The following is a 17,783-nucleotide window of genomic DNA, read 5'->3' on the forward strand; positions in this document are numbered from 1 at the left end:
CACCGCGGCCGGTCAGGACAGGACCGTCGACCAGAGCCCCTCGTCCTCGGGACGGTGCGGGACCGGGGTGCTGGGCACCACCTCGGCCGGTGCCGGGTGGGCCCTGCCCTTCAGTGCGAGCATCTCCTCCAGGTCGTCCAGCGGGCTGGGCGAGTTGTCGGCGCGCAGGTCGACGTCGAGCAGCACGGGGTACTGGAAGCCGGCGAGCGTGTCGGCCACGAGCACCGCGGCGCTCTGCTGCCCCCGGCTGTCCCCGCCCGCGTCCTGGCCCGCGCGCAGGCACGCCAGGAGCGCACCGGCCATCTCGTTGCTGGTCGGCCCGGGTCCCGCGAGCGCCGCGTCCATCGCCGCGCGCATCGCCTCGACGACCTCCGGGCCGGCCAGGTAGTTGCCGACCACCACGAAGTCCGCCCCGGCCACACCGCCGGCCCAGGGCGTGCACAGGCTGCCGGTGAGGTGCGCGCCGGGCCCCGCCACGGGCAGGACGGCCACCTGGCGCAGCGCCAGGTCGGGGTCGGCGTCGGTCAGGGCGGCGATCGCCTCCTCGGCCGTGCCCCCGTGGTGCAGGGTGCGGAGCATCTCGAAGCGCAGCCGCCGGTTGGTCCACGCCTGGGAGGCCACCACCCCGGCGGTGGGCACGAGCGCCGGAACGGCGTTGCCCACGGCGAGCGAGCAGCTCGCCGTGGCGGCCCCCAGCAGACGGGAGTCCGCGCTCCGGGCGATCACGGTGTAGGTCACGAGCACCTCCTGGCCGTCACGTCCGTGACGACCGGTTCGTTGTCGATGGCTGTCCCCGCGCGGTGCGGGGGACGACGTCCCCCGCACCGGCACGTCGGACACGCGGTGGCGGTAGTGGTGGTGGTCCGCCCCGGGTGCATAGGGTGGGACGACACCCACGACCGGGCGCGCACCGGCAGGGCGGCCGGACGGGGCACCTGCCGGGTCCTCCCGGGCGGACGGCTCATTCCTACCACCGGGAGGCGGCGGATGGCACGCGGAGCACGGATCGTCGCCGTGGGGAGCGCCGTGTGCCTCGCCCTGGGCGCCTGCTCGACGGGCGAGGGCGTGGACCTGTCGGGGGCGGGGGACGTCGACACCGACGACTACCTCGAGGTGGCCATCGCCGGGGAGCCCGACCAGCTCGACCCCCACAACACGAGCGCCTACTTCTCCTTCCAGATCCTCGAGAACGTCTACGACACCCTGGTGGAGCCCGACGGGGACCTCGAGATGCAGCCCGCCCTCGCCGAGTCCTGGGAGGTCAGCGAGGACCAGCTCTCCTGGACGTTCCGCCTGCGGGAGGGCGTCACGTTCCACGACGGCTCCGCGTTCACGGCCGAGGATGTCGTGTACTCCTACGACCGGATCATCGACGAGCAGCTGGCCAACGCCTACCGGCTGGCGGCCGTCGAGGACGTGGTGGCGGTCGACGAGCACACCGTGCGCATCGACGTGTCCCAGCCGACGCCGGCCCTGCTCGCCGCGATCGGCGGGTACAAGGGCATGGCCATCGTCGAGCGGCAGAACGTGGAGAGCGGCGACGTCCAGCTCGACCCGGTGGGCACCGGGCCGTTCGAGGTGGTGGGCAACTCCGCGAGCACGGCCGTGACGCTGCGGGCCAACGACGGCTACTGGGGCGAGGGCCCCCACGTCCCCGGGGTCGTCTACCGGTTCATCTCGGAGGGCACCACGGCGCTCGCGGACCTCACGGCGGGCGAGGTGCACTGGACCGACTCCATCCCGCCGCAGCGGGTGAACTCGCTGCGGCAGAACCCCGACGTCGAGGTCGCCGGGGTCCCCTCGACGGACTACTGGTACGTGGCCATGAACCAGGCCCGTCCGCCCTTCGACTCCCTCGACGCGCGCCTGGCCGTGGCGCAGGCCATCGACCGGGAGGCGATCGCCCAGGTCACCTGGTACGGCAACGCGACCTTGAACCAGACCGCGGTCCCCGAGACGTCCGTGTGGCACCACGAGTACGCTCCGTTCGAGCAGGACCCGGAACGCGCCCGGGAGCTCGCGGAGAGCTCCGGGCTGACCGGGGAGACCGTCGAGCTCATGGTCACCAACGAGTACCCCGAGACCGTCACGGCCGCCCAGGTGATCTCCGCGAACCTCGCCGACATCGGGGTCGCCACCGACATCCGGACCCTCGACTTCGCCACCTGGCTCGACGAGCAGGCCCAGGGCAACTTCGACATGCTGCTGCTGGGCTGGCTCGGCAACGTGGACGTCAACGACTACTACTACAACCAGCACCACTCCGAGGGGTCGAACAACGCCCAGGGCTACAGCAACCCCGAGGTCGACCGGCTCCTGGACGGGGGGCGCACCGAGACCGACCAGGACGCCCGCAAGGAGCTCTACGGCCGGGCCGCGGAGCAGATCGTGGACGACGCCAGCTACGTCTACCTGTACAACCCCGACGTGGTCCAGGCGTGGTCCCCGGACCTGAAGGGCTACGAGGCCCGCCCGGACCGCGCGGTCCGGTTCAAGGACGTCCGGCTCGAGGAGGACACCGAATGAGCAGCCCGCTCCTCAGATTTCTCGTCAAGCGCCTGCTGCACACCGTGGTGGTGCTCTTCGGGGTGCTGGTCGTGGTCTTCGCCCTCCTCCAGCTCGTCCCCGGGGACCCCGTGCGGGTGGCCCTCGGCACCCGCTTCACCCAGGAGTCCTACGACGCCCTGCGGGAGGCCTCCGGGCTGGACCGGCCGCTGCTCGTGCAGTTCTTCGCCTACATCGGCAACGCCCTCACCGGCAACCTCGGGGTGAGCTTCCGCAGCGGCGAACCGGTGACCCTCATCCTGCTGGACCGGCTGCCGGCCACCGTGTCCCTCGGTCTCGCCGGCATCACGATCGCCCTGCTCATCGCGTTCCCGCTCGGCACCTGGGCCGCCCTGCGCCGCGGCTCCGCGGCGGACGGCGGGATCCGCGCCGTGAGCCAGTTCGGCGTCTCGGTCCCGGACTTCTGGCTCGGCCTGCTGCTGATCATCGTCTTCTCGACGATGCTGGGGCTGCTGCCCCCGTCCGGATACGTGCCCTTCACGGAGGACCCGTGGGGCTGGCTCCAGCGGGTGGTCCTGCCGGGGCTCGCCGTCGGCGTGGTCTCCGGGTCGATCATGACCCGCTACGTCCGCTCCGCAGTGCTCGACGTCGTCGGCTCCAACTACGTGCGCACCGCCCGCTCCAAGGGGCTGCCCCGCCGCACGGTGGTCGGCCGGCACGTGATGCGCAACGCGCTCGTGCCGATCCTCACGGTCGCCGGCGTCCAGGCCGCGACGATGCTCGGCGGACTCATCGTCATCGAGGTGGTCTTCGCCTGGCCGGGGCTGGGCCGGCTGGTCTTCGACGCCGTCGCAGCCCGCGACTACCCGGTGGTCCAGGGCACCGTGCTGCTGATCGCCCTCATCTTCCTGCTGATCAACCTGCTGGTGGACATCCTGTACGCCGTCGTCGACCCGAGGATCCGTGTGTCATGAGCAGCTCCGAGACGCCTTCGCCCGACCGCCGCGCCCCGGGCGCCGGGGACGGCCGCACCGGGCCCGCCCCCCGGCCCGCCGAGCCGGCGGAGACCCCGGAGGAGGTCAGCCGCACCGGCACCCTGCGGATGCTGGTCTCGAACAAGGTCACGGCCGCCGGGCTGGCCATCCTCGTCGTCGTGCTCCTGCTCGCCGTGCTCGGACGGTGGATAGCCCCCTTCGGGGCGAACGACATCGACGTGGTCAACGCCCTGCAGCCGCCCTCGGGAACGCACCTGTTCGGCACCGACGAGCTGGGCCGGGACGTGTTCTCCCGCGTGGTGCTCTCCGCCCGGATCTCGCTGACCGTGGGGCTCGTGGCCGTGGGCATCGCCCTGGTGGTCGGCGTGGCCCTCGGACTCGTGGCCGGCTTCTTCGGCGGCTGGCTCGACACGGTCATCATGCGCAGCGCGGACGTGCTCTTCGCGTTCCCCATCCTGCTGCTGGCCATGGCGATCGTGGCCGTCCTGGGCCCCGGGCTGACCACCGCGATGATCGCGATCGGGGTGGTCTACACGCCCATCTTCGCCCGCATCACGCGGGCCTCCACACTGGCCGTGCGCGAGGAGCTCTACGTCAAGGCCTCCCAGTCCATCGGGGCGTCCGACGGGCTCATCCTGCGCCGCCACGTGCTGCCGAACATCATGGGGCCCATCACCGTCCAGACCTCCCTCTCGCTGGCCTTCGCGATCCTCTCCGAGGCGGCGCTGTCCTTCCTGGGATTGGGCGTCCAGCCGCCCGAGCCCTCGTGGGGACGGATGCTCTACGACGCGCAGGCCTTCATCTACGACGCCTGGTGGATGAGCGTGTTCCCGGGCCTGGCCATCTTCTGCACCGTGCTGGCGTTCAACCTGGTGGGCGACGGCATGCGCGACGTCCTCGACCCGCGGCAGCGGACGGCCGACGAGATCCGGAGGAGCGCCTGATGCGCACGACCGAGCCCCGCCGCCCCACCGCCCCGGCGTCCTCCGACCGGGACGTGCTGCTCGACGTGCGGGACCTCGCCGTCCGGATCGGCCCCGCGGAGATCGTCAACGGCGTGTCCTTCGCCGTCCCCCGGGGCGGGACCCTGGGCATCGTGGGCGAGTCCGGGTCCGGCAAGTCCATGACGGTGCTCGCGGCCACCGGCCTGATCGACTCCCCGCCCGCCCGGGTGAGCGGGCAGTCCCTGCTGGACGGTCAGGACATCGTGACGATGAGCCCCCGGCAGCTGCGCGGCGTCCACGGGAGGCGGGTGGGCTTCATCTTCCAGGACCCCTCCACGTCCCTCAACCCGGTGCTGACCGTCGAGCAGCAGCTCACGGAGGCACCGCGCTTCCACCTCGGCCTCACCCGCCGCGACGCTCGGCGCCGGGCGCTCGAGCTGCTCGAGGCCGTCGGCATCCCCGACCCGCCGTCCCGCCTCTCCTCCTACCCCCACCAGCTCTCGGGCGGGATGAAGCAGCGCGTGATGATCGCCGTGGCCCTGGCCTGCGACCCCGAGCTGCTCGTGGCGGACGAGCCCACCACCGCGCTCGACGTCACGACGCAGGCCCAGATCCTCGAGCGGGTCAAGGAGCTGCAGGCCTCCCGGGGCATGAGCGTGATCTGGATCAGCCACGACCTCGGCGTGGTCTCGGGGATCGCGGACCGGGTGGCCGTGCTCTACGGCGGGCAGATCGTGGAGTCCGCGCCCCTCGAGGAGCTCTTCACCGACCCCCGCCACCCCTACACCCGGGGGCTCATGGCGTCCCGGCCGCAGACGGCCCACGGCAAGGGCGAGCTCGCCGTGATCCCCGGCAGCCCGCCGGACCCGAAGCACCTGCCCCAGGGCTGCCTGTTCTGGGACCGCTGCCCCGTCCGCGGCGACCCCCGCTGCGAGACCGAGCGCCCGCCGGAGGCCCCGGTGGGACCGGACCACGTGGTCCGCACCTTCTACGGCAGGGGCCCGGACGGCACCGACCGGCGAGGAGGCTCCCGATGACCGACGACCACCGGCCGCTGCTGAGCGTGCGGGACCTGCAGGTCCGCTTCCCCGTCAGCACCGACCGCGGCAAGGGCGTGGTGCAGGCCGTGGCCGGGATCGACTTCGACATCCACCGGGGGCAGACGGTGTCCCTGGTCGGCGAGTCCGGCTCCGGCAAGTCCACGGTGGCCAACGCGCTGATGCACCTGGTGGAGCCCAGCGCGGGGACCGTGCTGCTCGACGGCAAGGACATCACCTCGGTGCGGGGCCGGGAGCTCAAGGCCCTGCGCCGGCGGATCGCCATGGTCTTCCAGGACCCGTTCGCGTCCCTGGACCCCCGCCAGCACGTCTCCCGCGCCGTGGCCGAGCCCCCCGAGGTGCACGGCCTCGGCGGGGACAAGGACGGGCGCCGCCGCCGGGTGGAGGAGCTGTTCGAGCTCGTGGGCCTCTCCCGCCGCTTCCTCGACCGGTATCCGCACGAGCTCTCGGGCGGGCAGCGCCAGCGCGTGTCCATCGCCCGGGCGCTCGCGGGCGAACCGGACCTCATCATCCTCGACGAGGCGACCGCCTCCCTGGACGTCTCCGTCCAGGCACAGATCATGAACCTGCTCAACCGGCTGCAGGGCGAGCTGGGGCTCACGTACCTTTTCATCGCCCACGACCTCGCGGTCGTGGAGCACATGAGCGACCACGTCCTCGTGATGTACCTCGGCCGGCTCATGGAGGACGGGGGCGTGCGGGACGTCTTCGACGCCCCCGCCCACCCGTACACCAAGGCGCTGCTCGCCTCGGCCCCGTCCGCCGACCCCGTGGCGGAGCGCCGCCGCCGGACCGCCCCACTCAAGGGCGAGGTGCCCTCGCCCCTCGATCCGCCGTCCGGCTGCGTCTTCCGCACGAGGTGCCCGTGGGCGGCCGACGAGTGCGCGCGGACGGTGCCCGAGCCGGTCCCGCCGCCGGGGGCCCCGAGTGCTCCTCCGGAGGCCCGGCGCGCCCCTCGGGAGCACGTGGCCGCGTGCATCCGGCTGCCGGAGGTGCAGGCGTCCACGCGCGGGACCTCCCGACCGGTGCGCTCCGCCACCGGGCCGGCAGGCCCTGCGCGACCGTCCACGGCCCGTCGTGCGCCCTGGGCGGGTCCCGGCGCCTGAGCCCGGGGCCCGGACCCCCGACGGCTCCTCGAGGACCACCGGCACGGGCAGGTGCCGCCGGGGACGGGACGCAGGCGGTCCTGCGATCCGGCCGCCGGAGCTCACGGCGTGCCACCCCTCGGAGCGGCGGGAGGTTCCTCGGACCCGTCCTGTCGATCCGAGCCACCCCCCAGGAGGGGTGCCCCGGCGGCCGCCGCGATCCTGCGCTGCAGGGCGTCCCAGTTCTCGGCGACCCGGATCCGCGAGTCCAGGACGTGGATCAGCGCGGTGTTCTCCTCCATGGACACCATGAGCGTTCCGGGCATCAGGCTCACCATGGCCAGGGCGACCTGCCGCTGGTGCCCCGGTTCCAGGCGGAGGGGGTGGCGCTGCACCTCGGGGACCACGTCCACGCGCCGGGCCAGGATGCGGCGGCTGACGTCGATGCCGCCCAGCACAGAGTGGACGAGGAACCAGAGGAGCAGCCGGACCGTGTTCCCGGCCCGGGAGACGTAGTGGCCCCCCGGTGCGGTCGGCGGGGAGAGCCGCAGGCTGAGCACGAGCGCCGCCGCGCCCGACACCACCCCGTAGTACCACCCGGGGGAGTCGCCCTCGGTGAGCACCCACCACAGCAGGCCGAGCAGCGCTCCGCGGACCACCACCGCCACCGCCCACCTCACGGGACCACCGCCAGTGCCACGGCCGTGCCGGTCACCAGCAGGAGCAGCGCCACTCCGCTGCCGGACCACGAGTGCACCGCGCGCACCGCCGACCCGACGGCGGCGATCCTCCGGGGTCCCGGTCGAACCCGGCGGGCGGCCGCCCGCACCACGGCCCCGGTCCGGGCGGCGCCCTGCTCGGCGCGCGCGGCCGACCGGCCGATCCGCCGCAGCACGCGCTCCTCGGGGACGAGCAGGTCCCCGGGGGGCACGGCGCGTCCGTCGGGGTGCGCCGCCCATGCGGGGACGGCGTCCCGGGCCGACAGCCACCACCACGCACCACCGATCACCAGGCCGAGCAGGATCGGCCACGAGGCGTCCCAGAGGGTCACCGGCTCGATCCCCGGGAAGGCCGCGACCGGAACCCACTGCCGGGTGAGGGTCCAGGGCACCGTGATCCCGGTCAGCACGACGAGCAGCCACGCCCACAGCTCGGCGTCCGGCCGGTGCTGCGGTCCGCGCTCGGTCCGCGCCAGGAGCAGCCCGAAGCGCAGCAGCAGCAGGGTGGAGCCCGTGGCCACGAGCGGCAGCAGCTGCGTGAGGTCCAGGCCCGCCACGGTGACGCCCTCGACCGCGTTCTTGGCGGCGTACTTGCCCACCGCCCCGGAGCTGAGCGGCGCCCCGGCCACGGCGAGGGCGGCCCCGCACAGCCCCAGCGCGGCCAGCGGAGCGGTGCGGGCGGCGCCGAAGTGCTTCCACACCGGCACCCCCAGGAACAGGGCGCCCTTGGCGAAGCCGTGGTGCACGCTGTACACCACCGCGGCACCGATGCACGCCTCGGCCAGCTCCGGGACTGCCAGCGCCACCCCGACCACGGCGCCGAGGAACCCCGTCTGGCTGATCGTGGAGTACGCGAGCACGACCTTCGGGTCCTCCTGCAGGTCCCCCGCGGGCACGGCGAGGAACGCGCCGAGCAGGGCGAGCACCACCAGGGCCGTGCCCCAGCGCTCGAGGGCGACCTCGCCGAGGGGCAGGAACCGGAGCCACCCCACCAGACCGGCCTTGACCATGGCGCCCGAGAGCACGGCGCTGGCCGCCGGCGGGGCGGCCGGGTGGGCGAGGGGCAGCCACACGTGCAGCGGGAGGGTGCCGGCCTTCACGCCGAAGCCCACGAGCAGCAGCCCCACGATCCAGTGGAGGTGCTCGGAGCCGGCCGCGGCCGCGGGGGCCTCCGCGAGGCGCATCCCGCCCGCGGACACGACGAGCAGCAGGGCGCCGAGGATCGCGGCCTCGCTCAGCACGGTCAGCACGAGGTAGACGCGTCCCGCGCGCCGCGCCTCCCGGGTGCGGTGGTGCACGACGAGTCCGTAGGCCGCGAAGCTCATGAGCGCGAAGCAGAGATAGAAGGACACGGCGTCCGCGGCCGCGTAGACGCCCATGTTCCCGACCAGGCTCACGAGCAGGAACCCGGTGAGCCCGGCGGAGCCGGTCCCGTCCGCCGGCGAGGGCCTCGACCACGTGGTCGTCGCGAGCGCCGCCCCGTAGAGCAGCGCACCCGTGAGCACCAGGGGCCGTGCCACCGGGTCCAGCTCCCAGGACACCCCGAACAGCATCCAGGGCACCTCGAGCACCGGGCGCCCGGCGGGTCCGTCCTGGGGCAACAGGGTCAGGAGCACGAACGGGACCACCGCCGGCGGGGCGCAGCGGATGAGGCGCCGGCGGTTCCGTGCGGCACGCTCCGGGGCGGCGAGCCCGCTCACGGCCAGGGCCGCGACGAGCCCGAGCGGATAGAGCAGGGCGAGGGTCCACAGCGCGGCGGTCATCCCGGGTACGCTCCCTCCGCGACGAGCAGGGACAGCCACAGGGGCGAGTACGGGACGCCCGCGAGCACCCCCGCGGCGAGCGACAGGGCCGCCGTCGCCAGGACGGGGACGAGCAGGGCGCCCGGTGCCTCCCGCAGGGGACCGGGGCGGCCGCGCGCCGGAGGCGCCGCCCCGTCGTTCCCTCCGCCCTCCGGCTCCCGGAACCACAGGGCGTAGACGGCCGGCAGGAAGTAGGCGGCGTTGAGCAGCGCGCTGAGCAGCAGGACCCCGACGATCTCGGGGTGACCCGCGTCCAGGGCACCCCGCCCCAGCTGCCACTTGGAGATGAAGCCCGCGATCGGCGGGAGGCCGATCATCCCGACCGCGCCCACCGTGAATGCGGCCGCGGTCAGCGGCATCCGGCGCCCCACCCCCGCCAGCCCGGCCACGGTCTTCACGCCGAGGACCTCCGCGAAGATCCCGGCGCAGAAGAAGAGGGTGATCTTCATCAGCCCCTGGTGGACCAGGTGGACCAGCCCGCCCGCGGTCGCGGCCTCGCTGAACATGGCGATGCCCATGGTCACGTAGGACACCTGGCTGACGGTCGAGTAGGCCAGACGTCGTTTGAGGTCCTGCTGCCGCAGGGCGAGGACGGAGCCGAAGACCACCGTGAAGGCGGCCAGGGCCAGCAGCGGGCCGAGGACCCCGAGAGCATGGGCCAGGTCCACGCCGTAGACGTCGTCGACCACCCGGACGATCCCGAAGACCCCGGCCTTGACCACGGCCACGGCGTGCAGCAGGGCGCTGACCGGCGCCGGCGCCACCATGGCCCGGGGCAGCCAGCCGTGCAGCGGGAACAGGGCGGCCTTGACCCCGAGCCCGGCCACCATGAGCACGAAGGCCAGCGCGGCGCCGGCCGGGTCCTCCTCGGCGAACACCCGTACCGCGGCGGCGCCTCCCTCCGCGAAGTCCACCGACCCGGCGTGGACGGTCAGCAGCGCCACCCCGGCCAGCAGGCTGAGCCCACCGGACAGCGTGTAGAAGAGGTACAGCCGCGCGGCCCGGACCGCCTCGGCGGTCCCCCAGTGGGCCACGAGCGGATAGGTGGTGACGGTGAGCAGCTCGAAGAAGACCAGGAAGGTCACGAGGTTGCCCGAGAAGGAGATCCCCACCGTGGCGGCCACGCACAGGCTGAAGAACCCGAAGAACCGGCTCCGGTGGGAGTACTGCTCCAGGTAGCCGATGGCGTAGACGGTGGTCAGCAGCCACAGGACCGCGGAGAGACCGGCGAACAGCAGGGACAGCGGCTCCGCCCGGAGGACGAGGTCGACTCCGGGGAACAGGGGCGTGCGCCACTCCGGCCGGGCCCCGGCGACCACGACCGGCACGAGCGCTGCCACCAGCACCAGCTTGACCACGGCGGCGGCGAGGTTGAGCGCCGAGCGTGACCGGACCTGGTCCTCGCGGAGGAAGAAGATGACGGTCCCGGGGACCAGGGAGATCAGCACCATGACCAGCGGGACCACACTGGGCCCGGTGGAGGCGAAGCCGCCGGTGGTCATCGGCCACCTCCCGGTGGCGCCCCCGGGGCCACCAGCTCGGTGAGGACCGGGCCGCCGAGACCGGCCAGCAACGGCACCAGTGCCAGCGTGAGCGGGACCCAGCGGACCAGCCGGGACGCCGGGCGGGACTCGGGCAGCGGGAGCGACCCTCCCCGCGGTTCGCGCAGCATCACCGTCAGGGGCTTGAGCAGGTACGCGGCGGAGAGCAGCCCTCCGCCGACCACCACCACGGCCCAGCCCCACTGTCCGCTGCCCACGGACGCCAGGACGAGCTGCCACTTGCCCGCGAAGCCGAGGCTCGGCGGCAGGCCGGCCAGCGTCACCGAGGCGACGCCCATCCCCATGACCACGGACGGCAGCGGCCGCACGACGCGCGCCAGGCCGGGCAGCGCGTCCGTGCCGTAGACGCTCTTGAGCGTTCCGGCCGAGAGGAACAGCGAGGCCTTCGCGAAGCCGTGGCCCACGGCCAGCGCCGCCATCCCGCCCCACAGCGCCCGCAGCGCCTCCGGATCGTGCGCCGTGGCCGCGGACAGGGGGAAGAGCAGGAAGAGGTAGCCCATCTGCACGACTGTGGAGTAGGCGACGACCTGCTTGAGCCGCTGCTGGGCCAGGGCCATCGTCCCGCCCCAGAGCACGGCGAGAGAGCCGAGCAGACCGAGCAGCACCCCCACCGTGGGCTCGGGGCCTAGGACCCAGAACCACATGCGCACCAGCACGAAGAACGCCGCCTTGACCACCAGGCCGGACAGGATCGCGCTCACGGCGGTCGGCGCGGACCCGTGCGCGGGCGGCAGCCACGCGTGCATCGGCACGAGGCCCGCCTTGAGGCCCAGCCCGGCGACGAGCAGCACCGCGGCCCAGCGATTGTCCCACTCGGCGGCCGCCAGCCGGTCGCCGGCCGCGAGGAGGTCGAGCGTCCCGGCCTGCGCGTACACGAGGGCCACCACCACCAGGAGCAGCGTCGAACCCAGCACCGCGACCAGCAGGTAGCGCAGGGCCGGGCCCCACGCCGCCCGCCCGCCCAGGGCCACGAGTCCCACGGCGGCGATCCCCACGACCTCGAGAGCCACGTACGTGTTGAAGAGGTCCCCGGCCACGTAGACCGCGTTGAGACCCGCCCAGGTGGCGAACCAGAGGGGCCAGAAGCGGGCGTCGTCCCCGGTGGCCGCGCGGTCGGAGACGGCGTACACGGTCACGCCCGCGCCCACGAGCGCGGTCATCAGGAGGAAGACCGCGCTGAGCCCGTCGGCGTGCAGGACGATGCCCAGGGGGGACCCCCACCCGCCGAGGTCGTGCCCCGCCGCGCCGGAGCCGGCCACGTGCACCACGAGCGTCAGGACGGCCGCGGCCACGGAGGCCGTTCCCAGCAGGCTCACCGGGGGCAGCCACCGGTCCGGCAGGACGGTGGTGAGCACCACGAGGACCAGCGGGGCGAGCACCACCAGCCCGAGCAGCGCGGAGGAGTCGTTCACGGACCGTTCCCCTCCCCCGTCGGGTCCCCGGGGTCCGGCGGGGCCTCCTCGGTGCGCCGCAGCAGGACCAGTCCCACCCCCGTGAAGGCCACGGTGATCACGATGCCCGTGAGGACCAGGGCGTGCGGCACCGGGTCGGGCGGGTCCGAGCGCGCGGCCAGGACCACCAGGGACAGCAGGGCCCCGCTGCCGGCCACGTTGAGGCAGATGAGGCGCACGAGCGGATCGCGTGCCAGCAGCAGGCGCACGGAGCCCAGGACGGTCAGGCCCGCGGCGACGCACAGGTACCACTCGAGGACGCTCACGGGGTGTCCACCCGCCCCCGGCCCAGCGCCAGGAACACCACGGTCAGCGCGGTCCCGATGCTCAGCGCCAGCGTCGTCTCCACGGCCACGATCACCCACCCGGCCCACGCCGGGTCCAGGGCCAGCCATGCACCCCCCGTCGCCGGTCCCCAGGCCGCCGCGGCGAGGAAGGCCAGGAGACCGACCACCAGGGCCGCGCGCAGCAGCCCACCGTGCCGCGGCGACGGCCCCAGCCCGGCCGTGTTCATGAGGATCAGGGCACCGGCCAGCACGGCGCCCGCCTGAAATGCGCCACCGGGACGGTCCGATCCCGCGAACAGCACCCACGCCGCGATCAGCAGCAGCACCGGGGAGATCACCCGGCAGAACCAGACGAGGGTGTCCGGCCGCCCGGCCGCGGCGACGGGCCGGGCCGGGCCGGCCGCGGCGACCGGCCGGCCCGGTCCGGTGCCCAGGGTCACGGCGACGGCCAGGACCGCGACGAACAGCACGGCGATCTCCAGGAGCGTGTCGTAGGAGCGGAAGTTCAGCAGCACGGCCGTCACGGGGTGGTCGACGCCCGACTCGCCCATCCGCGCGAGCACCGGCTCGGTGAGACCCGTGCGCCCGCTCCTGACGGCCCGCACGAGCGTCACCGCCAGACCGGCTCCGAGGAGCACACCGGCCAGAACCCCGAGCACGGCCGCCGCCGCGGGCCCCCGGGAGGCCGGGCGGTCCTCCTCGGGGGCGTGGTGCCCGCGGGTCACGGTGTCCACGAACAGCGCTCCCGTCACCCCCGTGCCGATCGCTGCCTCGGCCAGGGCGACGTCCGGGGCGCCGAGACGGCTCCACAGCACGACCAGGAGCACGCCGAGGACCAGGAAGGACACGGTGGCGCCCATCCGGCGCCGCGGCGTCACCGCCGCGACCGCCCCGGCGAGCACGGCGAGGCCGAGCACGACGTCCAGGGCCCTGAGCGGCTCGTCACCCATCGGCGGCCTCCTCGGCCGGTCCGCCCGCGGCCTCCCCCGCCGGGCGGAGCCCCTCGCGCCGGGCCAGCAGGGAGGCGACCACCGGAGAGGTGAGCATGGCCAGCGACCAGATCACGATCAGCTTGGCGGCGGCGCCCACCGAGCCCGCCTGGACGACCAGTCCGGCGATCACCAGGCCCAGGCCCAGGTTGTCGGCCTTCGTGAGGGCGTGCAGACGGGTGCGCAGGTCCGGCAGCCGCAGCAGACCGACGGTGCCGATGGTGAAGAAGGCCGTGCCGGCCACGACGAGGACGGTCGAGAGCAGGTCCAGGGCCAGGTCCGCGGTCACGGTTCCTCCGCCTCCGCCCGCAGCCGGGACACCGCCACCACGGCGGCCAGCGCCATCATGACCAGGGCGGCGTCGCGCACGGCCGGCACGCCTGTGCTCACGGACAGGACGGCGAGGAGCGCCGCACCCGTGGTGCCCGTGAGGAGGACGCCCAGGAGGCGGTCGCGGCCGGTCGGCCCGCGCAGGACCCGGACCAGGCAGAGCAGGAGGTTGGCGCCGAGCACCACGGCGACCCCGTCGAGGACCGGCTCGATCATGGTGGGTCCCCGTGCCGACCGCCGGCGCGCAGGGTCGATGACCGGTCGGCCGGCTGGTCGTGGACGGCTCCGTTCCCGGATCGGCGACGGGCGTCGTGGCGCATCGTGCTCCTCGTGCCGGAGGGTCGGTTCCGACCCTATCAGCCGGTTCCAGGGGCCCGGCGGGTCCGGCCGGACGGCCCCGCAGAGCGGCCCAACAGGGCGTCACAGGCCACGCCGTGGGTGGCTCCACCCCTAGACTGTGAGCATCCCGACCCGCCGCGATTGGAGTTGGAGCAGACATGGCCAGCACGCCGTCCGTCCCCGGAGCCCCCTCGGAGCAGCGCAGTCCCCGGCCGAGCGAGGCGGAGGACGCCGACCACCGCTCCCCCGGGGAGCAGGCACCCCCGGAGCCCGCCAAGACGCACCGGATCAGGTGGGCCGGGCTCGCCGTGGGCCTGGTCCTGGCCCTGCTGGTCTACGTCGTCATGCCCGCCGACCTGGCCCACCCCGCCAAGCTCACCGCCGCCACCGCCGTCCTGATGGGCGTGTGGTGGATGACGGAGGCCATCCCGATCCCGGCCACCGCCCTGCTCCCGCTGATCGTCTTCCCCGTGCTCGGGGAGGACGTCGCCGTGGACGACGTCGGCGCCTCCTACGGCAGCAACATCATCTTCCTGTTCATGGGCGGGTTCCTGCTGGCGCTGGCGATGCAGCGCTGGAACCTGCACCGCAGGATCGCCCTGCGCACCGTGCGCGTGATGGGGACCAAGCCGGCCCAGATGGTGGCCGGGTTCATGGTGGCCACCGCCTTCCTCAGCATGTGGGTGTCGAACACCGCCACGGCCGTCATGATGATCCCCATCGGTGTCTCCGTCCTGCTGCTGCTCCCCAACCTCATGGCCGACGCCGCCGCGGAGGGCGGCAGTGCGGACGGGGCAGCGCTGCAGGACGCCGACCTGGAGGGTGCCGATCCGCAGAGCGCCGAGGTGAAGGAGGCCATCATCGCCTCCAACTTCGGCACCGCCCTGATGCTCGGCATCGCCTACGCCGCCTCGATCGGCTCGCTCAGCACCATCATCGGCACCCCGCCGAACACGCTCATGGTCGGCTACCTCCAGGAGGCGCACGGCATCGACGTCGGGTTCGGCCAGTGGATGCTCGTGGGCGTTCCGCTGTCCTTCGTGATGCTCGTCATCGCCTGGATCCTGCTCACCAAGGTCCTGTTCAAGCCGGAGATCGACGAGATCCCCGGCGGCAGGAGACTCATCAACCTGGAGCTGGACAAGCTGGGCCCCATGTCCACCGGGGAGAAGCTCGTGCTCGCCATCTTCGCGCTGGCCGCCCTCAGCTGGGTGTTCGTGCCCATCCTCTTCGACTCCCCGCCGATCAGCGACGCGGGCATCGCCATGGTCGTGGGGCTGCTGCTGTTCACGCTGCCCGCCGGCGCTCAGCGCGGGGTCCGGCTGCTGGACTGGGAGTCCGCGGTGAAGCTGCCGTGGGGCGTGCTCCTGCTCTTCGGCGGTGGGCTGGCCCTGTCGTCGCAGTTCTCCTCCTCCGGTCTCACCGACTGGATCGGACAGGGCGCCGCTGCCCTCGGCACGGTGCCGGTGCTCCTGCTCGTGGCGATCCTCGCGGCCGGCATCCTCTTCCTCACGGAGCTCACCAGCAACACGGCCACTGCGGCCACGTTCCTGCCGGTCTCCGGCGGCGTGGCCCTCGGCCTGGGCCTGGACCCCATGCTGCTGGCCATCCCCGTGGCCCTGGCAGCAACCTGCGCGTTCATGCTGCCGGTGGCCACTCCGCCCAACGCCATCGCCTTCGGCTCCGGCTACGTGACGATCGGCCAGATGATCAAGGGCGGGGTGCTGCTGAACATCATCGGCATCGTCCTGATCACCCTGGTGACCATGACCCTGGGCGTCCAGGTGTTCTCCATCGTGTACTGACCGGTCCGTGCGCGTCGGTCGGCGCGCGGCGGCCCCGTCCTCAGGAGGCGGGGCCGCCGTCGTGCTCGACCTCGGCCAGCACGGGGAAGTGGTCCGAGGCCCACACGCCGCGCGGACGCTCGGCCAGGACGCGCGAGTCGAGCACGCGGACCGGGCCGCCGTACAGGATCCAGTCCAGGCGCGGCGTCCTGGCACCGGGGTCCCGGTAGTTGGGGAAGGTCCCCGCGGCGTCCGCGGGCAGGGTGTCCCGCAGCCCACCGGCGAGCGCGGCGTCCCAGGTGCGGGACCGGCCGGCGGCCGCGTTCATGTCCCCGAGGAGCAGCAGGGGCCCGTCCCACCCGAGGAGCAGGCCCTGCAGCGCGGCCAGCTGGCGCAGCCGGCCGCGCTCCGGCCACGGGTCGAGATGGGTGGCCACCGCTCGCCAGAGCACTCCCGTGCGCAGGTCCCTGAGGTCGGCCAGCACCACGGTGCGGGGGAAGAGGTCCCCCGGCCCCTTCGATCCGGGCACCTCCGGCCGCGGCGACAGCCACCGCTGCTGCCACCGCTCGATCCCGAAGCGGGCGGTGTCCACGGCCAGCAGGCACCGCTCGCCGCGTCCGTCGGCGTCCCGCCCCCCGCCCAGGAGGACGTGGTCCGGCCCCAGGGCCTGCTGCAGGGCGTGCAGCTGCTGCGGGAGGACCTCCTGGAAGGCGGCCAGCTCCGGCCGGTGGGCCCGGAGCACGGCCTGCACCGCGGGGGCCCGGGTGAACCACGCATCCGGTGCCGTCCGGCCGTACTTCTCCATGGGACGCCGGATGTTGAAGGTCATGGCCGTGAACGAGGTCCGGCCCCGCGGACCACAGGGGTCGGCGGGGCCGGGGCGGACGTGGGCTGCCACGGTCGCGGGACGGGCTACTGGGCGGCGGCCTCCGCCGCGCCCTGCTCCGTGCGGGCACCGCCGTGCTGGAGGTCCCCGCCGCTGTTCTCGAGGTGGGCGCGCATGAACCACTGGAAGAGCTCGAGCCCCTTGACCTGGCTGATGAGCACGTCCTCGGTGACGGGGTCGAGCTCGCCGACCTTCTGGATCGCGTCGCGGTGGTCCTCGATCACGCCGTTGTAGACGAGGTCGAGCGCGGCGAGGTGCTCCACGCCGGTGGCGCGGTGGACCGAGTAGTCGTCCCAGGTGCGGGCCTGGACGAGGTCGCCCGGCAGACCGGAGGGGCCCACGCCCATGGTGGCCATGCGCTCGGCGAGCTCGTCGACGAAGCCGCGCACGAGTTCGATCTGCGGGTCCAGCATCTCGTGCACCGAGATGAAATTGGGGCCCACCACGTTCCAGTGGGCGTGCTTGAGCGTGAGCTGGAGGTCGTTGAGAGCGTGCAGGCGCTGCTGGAGCGTCTGGGCGACCTCGTGGCCGTTCTCGGTGGACAGACCGGGCACGGTGTAGGGGGCGGTGCGCTGGTTCGGCGTGGCCATGGGTTCGTCTCCATGTTTCCGGCCGCCACCGGGCGGCGGCCTAGCTCGACAACTGTGGACGGCCCGCAAGAGCGGGCCTCTTCCGACCACTATGGCACGGCCCCCACCTACTGTCAGCACCCTGTCCATTCGCTGTCCGCGATATCGCGACGACGCGTCCCCGCCCGTCACGGCAGCCCTTGCCCGGGGCGCGGACCACTGGTTGTCTGGACCCATGAACACCACTCCCGCCTCCGGCGACCAGCTCCCCGACGACCCGCACCTGGCCGAGGACATCGGCACGGCCCCCGACACGCCCGCCGAGGACATGGCCCGCGAGCCGATGCCCACCGGGCTGACGAACGCCGGACAGCAGGTCTCCGGCGTGCGCGAGGCCGGCTCGCCCGACCACGAGATCGGCGGGGGCGGCCAGGACCCTGCCGAGGGCGGGCACCAGCCGCCCACCTCGGACTGAGGC

The 17,783-nt window shown here is 73.7% G+C and carries 18 protein-coding genes; 7 read left to right on the plus strand and 11 right to left on the minus strand.

Features of this window, described 5'->3' with window-relative positions; genetic code table 11:
* Window positions 1-12: 12 nt before the first annotated feature.
* The gene (locus ACFYE1_RS14185; protein ID WP_387744068.1) at window positions 13-738 is read right to left on the minus strand and encodes a DUF1028 domain-containing protein; all 726 of its coding nucleotides are present in this window, start codon (window positions 736-738) and stop codon (window positions 13-15) included.
* A gap of 249 nt (window positions 739-987) precedes the next feature.
* Between ACFYE1_RS14185 and ACFYE1_RS14190 the strand changes: the two genes are divergently transcribed.
* Genes ACFYE1_RS14190 through ACFYE1_RS14210 form a run of 5 tightly spaced genes read left to right on the plus strand, consistent with a single transcriptional unit; the run spans window position 988 to window position 6,608 of the window.
* A complete protein-coding gene (locus ACFYE1_RS14190; protein WP_387744071.1) occupies window positions 988-2,526 on the plus strand; it encodes an ABC transporter substrate-binding protein in 1,539 nt (512 codons plus the stop codon).
* The gene (locus ACFYE1_RS14195; protein ID WP_387744074.1) at window positions 2,523-3,479 is read left to right on the plus strand and encodes an ABC transporter permease; all 957 of its coding nucleotides are present in this window, start codon (window positions 2,523-2,525) and stop codon (window positions 3,477-3,479) included. The genes ACFYE1_RS14190 and ACFYE1_RS14195 overlap by 4 nt, the downstream gene beginning before the upstream one ends.
* Window positions 3,476-4,444 (plus strand): ABC transporter permease, encoded by a 969-nt coding sequence (locus ACFYE1_RS14200; protein ID WP_387744077.1) that lies wholly within the window; start codon window positions 3,476-3,478, stop codon window positions 4,442-4,444. The genes ACFYE1_RS14195 and ACFYE1_RS14200 overlap by 4 nt, the downstream gene beginning before the upstream one ends.
* Window positions 4,444-5,481 carry an ABC transporter ATP-binding protein gene (locus ACFYE1_RS14205; RefSeq protein ID WP_387744080.1) on the plus strand — a complete coding sequence of 346 codons (1,038 nt, stop codon included), beginning with the start codon at window positions 4,444-4,446 and terminating at the stop codon, window positions 5,479-5,481. Before ACFYE1_RS14200 ends, ACFYE1_RS14205 begins: the two co-directional genes overlap by 1 nt.
* Window positions 5,478-6,608, plus strand: coding sequence for an ABC transporter ATP-binding protein (locus ACFYE1_RS14210; protein ID WP_387744083.1), 1,131 nt, complete (start codon window positions 5,478-5,480; stop codon window positions 6,606-6,608). The genes ACFYE1_RS14205 and ACFYE1_RS14210 overlap by 4 nt, the downstream gene beginning before the upstream one ends.
* Window positions 6,609-6,709: 101 nt before the next feature.
* On the opposite strand, the gene ACFYE1_RS14215 is transcribed toward ACFYE1_RS14210, so the two are convergent.
* The 8 genes from ACFYE1_RS14215 to ACFYE1_RS14250 are packed head-to-tail and all read right to left on the minus strand — an operon-like array spanning window position 6,710 to window position 13,943.
* On the minus strand, window positions 6,710-7,255 hold the full coding sequence (locus tag ACFYE1_RS14215) for a Na+/H+ antiporter subunit E (RefSeq protein WP_387744085.1): 546 nt from the start codon (window positions 7,253-7,255) through the stop codon (window positions 6,710-6,712).
* Window positions 7,256-7,263: 8 nt separating this feature from the next.
* On the minus strand, window positions 7,264-9,069 hold the full coding sequence (locus ACFYE1_RS14220; protein ID WP_387744088.1) for a complex I subunit 5 family protein: 1,806 nt from the start codon (window positions 9,067-9,069) through the stop codon (window positions 7,264-7,266).
* Window positions 9,066-10,610, minus strand: a complete 1,545-nt coding sequence (locus ACFYE1_RS14225; protein ID WP_387744091.1) for a complex I subunit 5 family protein — start codon at window positions 10,608-10,610, stop codon at window positions 9,066-9,068. The genes ACFYE1_RS14220 and ACFYE1_RS14225 overlap by 4 nt, the downstream gene beginning before the upstream one ends.
* Window positions 10,607-12,082, minus strand: a complete 1,476-nt coding sequence (locus ACFYE1_RS14230) for a complex I subunit 5 family protein (protein WP_387744093.1) — start codon at window positions 12,080-12,082, stop codon at window positions 10,607-10,609. Before ACFYE1_RS14230 ends, ACFYE1_RS14225 begins: the two co-directional genes overlap by 4 nt.
* Complete coding sequence (locus ACFYE1_RS14235) at window positions 12,079-12,387, minus strand: NADH-quinone oxidoreductase subunit K (RefSeq protein WP_387744096.1); 309 nt, start codon at window positions 12,385-12,387, stop codon at window positions 12,079-12,081. The genes ACFYE1_RS14230 and ACFYE1_RS14235 overlap by 4 nt, the downstream gene beginning before the upstream one ends.
* Window positions 12,384-13,358 (minus strand): hydrogenase subunit MbhD domain-containing protein, encoded by a 975-nt coding sequence (locus tag ACFYE1_RS14240; RefSeq protein WP_387744099.1) that lies wholly within the window; start codon window positions 13,356-13,358, stop codon window positions 12,384-12,386. The genes ACFYE1_RS14235 and ACFYE1_RS14240 overlap by 4 nt, the downstream gene beginning before the upstream one ends.
* Window positions 13,351-13,686, minus strand: a complete 336-nt coding sequence (locus ACFYE1_RS14245; protein WP_387744102.1) for a cation:proton antiporter — start codon at window positions 13,684-13,686, stop codon at window positions 13,351-13,353. The genes ACFYE1_RS14240 and ACFYE1_RS14245 overlap by 8 nt, the downstream gene beginning before the upstream one ends.
* Window positions 13,683-13,943, minus strand: a complete 261-nt coding sequence (locus ACFYE1_RS14250) for a monovalent cation/H+ antiporter complex subunit F (RefSeq protein WP_387744105.1) — start codon at window positions 13,941-13,943, stop codon at window positions 13,683-13,685. The genes ACFYE1_RS14245 and ACFYE1_RS14250 overlap by 4 nt, the downstream gene beginning before the upstream one ends.
* Before the next feature lie 281 nt (window positions 13,944-14,224).
* On the opposite strand from ACFYE1_RS14250, the gene ACFYE1_RS14255 reads away from it, so the two are divergent.
* Complete coding sequence (locus ACFYE1_RS14255) at window positions 14,225-15,871, plus strand: SLC13 family permease (RefSeq protein ID WP_387744108.1); 1,647 nt, start codon at window positions 14,225-14,227, stop codon at window positions 15,869-15,871.
* A gap of 40 nt (window positions 15,872-15,911) precedes the next feature.
* Here ACFYE1_RS14255 and ACFYE1_RS14260 read toward each other — a convergent pair whose 3' ends face one another.
* The gene (locus ACFYE1_RS14260) at window positions 15,912-16,679 is read right to left on the minus strand and encodes an endonuclease/exonuclease/phosphatase family protein (protein WP_387744111.1); all 768 of its coding nucleotides are present in this window, start codon (window positions 16,677-16,679) and stop codon (window positions 15,912-15,914) included.
* An 83-nt stretch (window positions 16,680-16,762) separates the two neighbouring features.
* Window positions 16,763-17,326 (minus strand): Dps family protein, encoded by a 564-nt coding sequence (locus ACFYE1_RS14265; RefSeq protein ID WP_387744115.1) that lies wholly within the window; start codon window positions 17,324-17,326, stop codon window positions 16,763-16,765.
* A 214-nt stretch (window positions 17,327-17,540) separates the two neighbouring features.
* Here ACFYE1_RS14265 and ACFYE1_RS14270 point away from each other — a divergent pair, with 214 nt between their 5' ends.
* Window positions 17,541-17,780: a hypothetical protein gene (locus ACFYE1_RS14270; protein WP_387744118.1), complete on the plus strand. Its 240-nt coding sequence runs from the start codon at window positions 17,541-17,543 to the stop codon at window positions 17,778-17,780.
* Window positions 17,781-17,783: the final 3 nt, after the last annotated feature.

The sequence above is a fragment of the Kocuria nitroreducens genome (assembly GCF_042879195.1).
GTDB lineage: Bacteria > Actinomycetota > Actinomycetes > Actinomycetales > Micrococcaceae > Kocuria > Kocuria nitroreducens.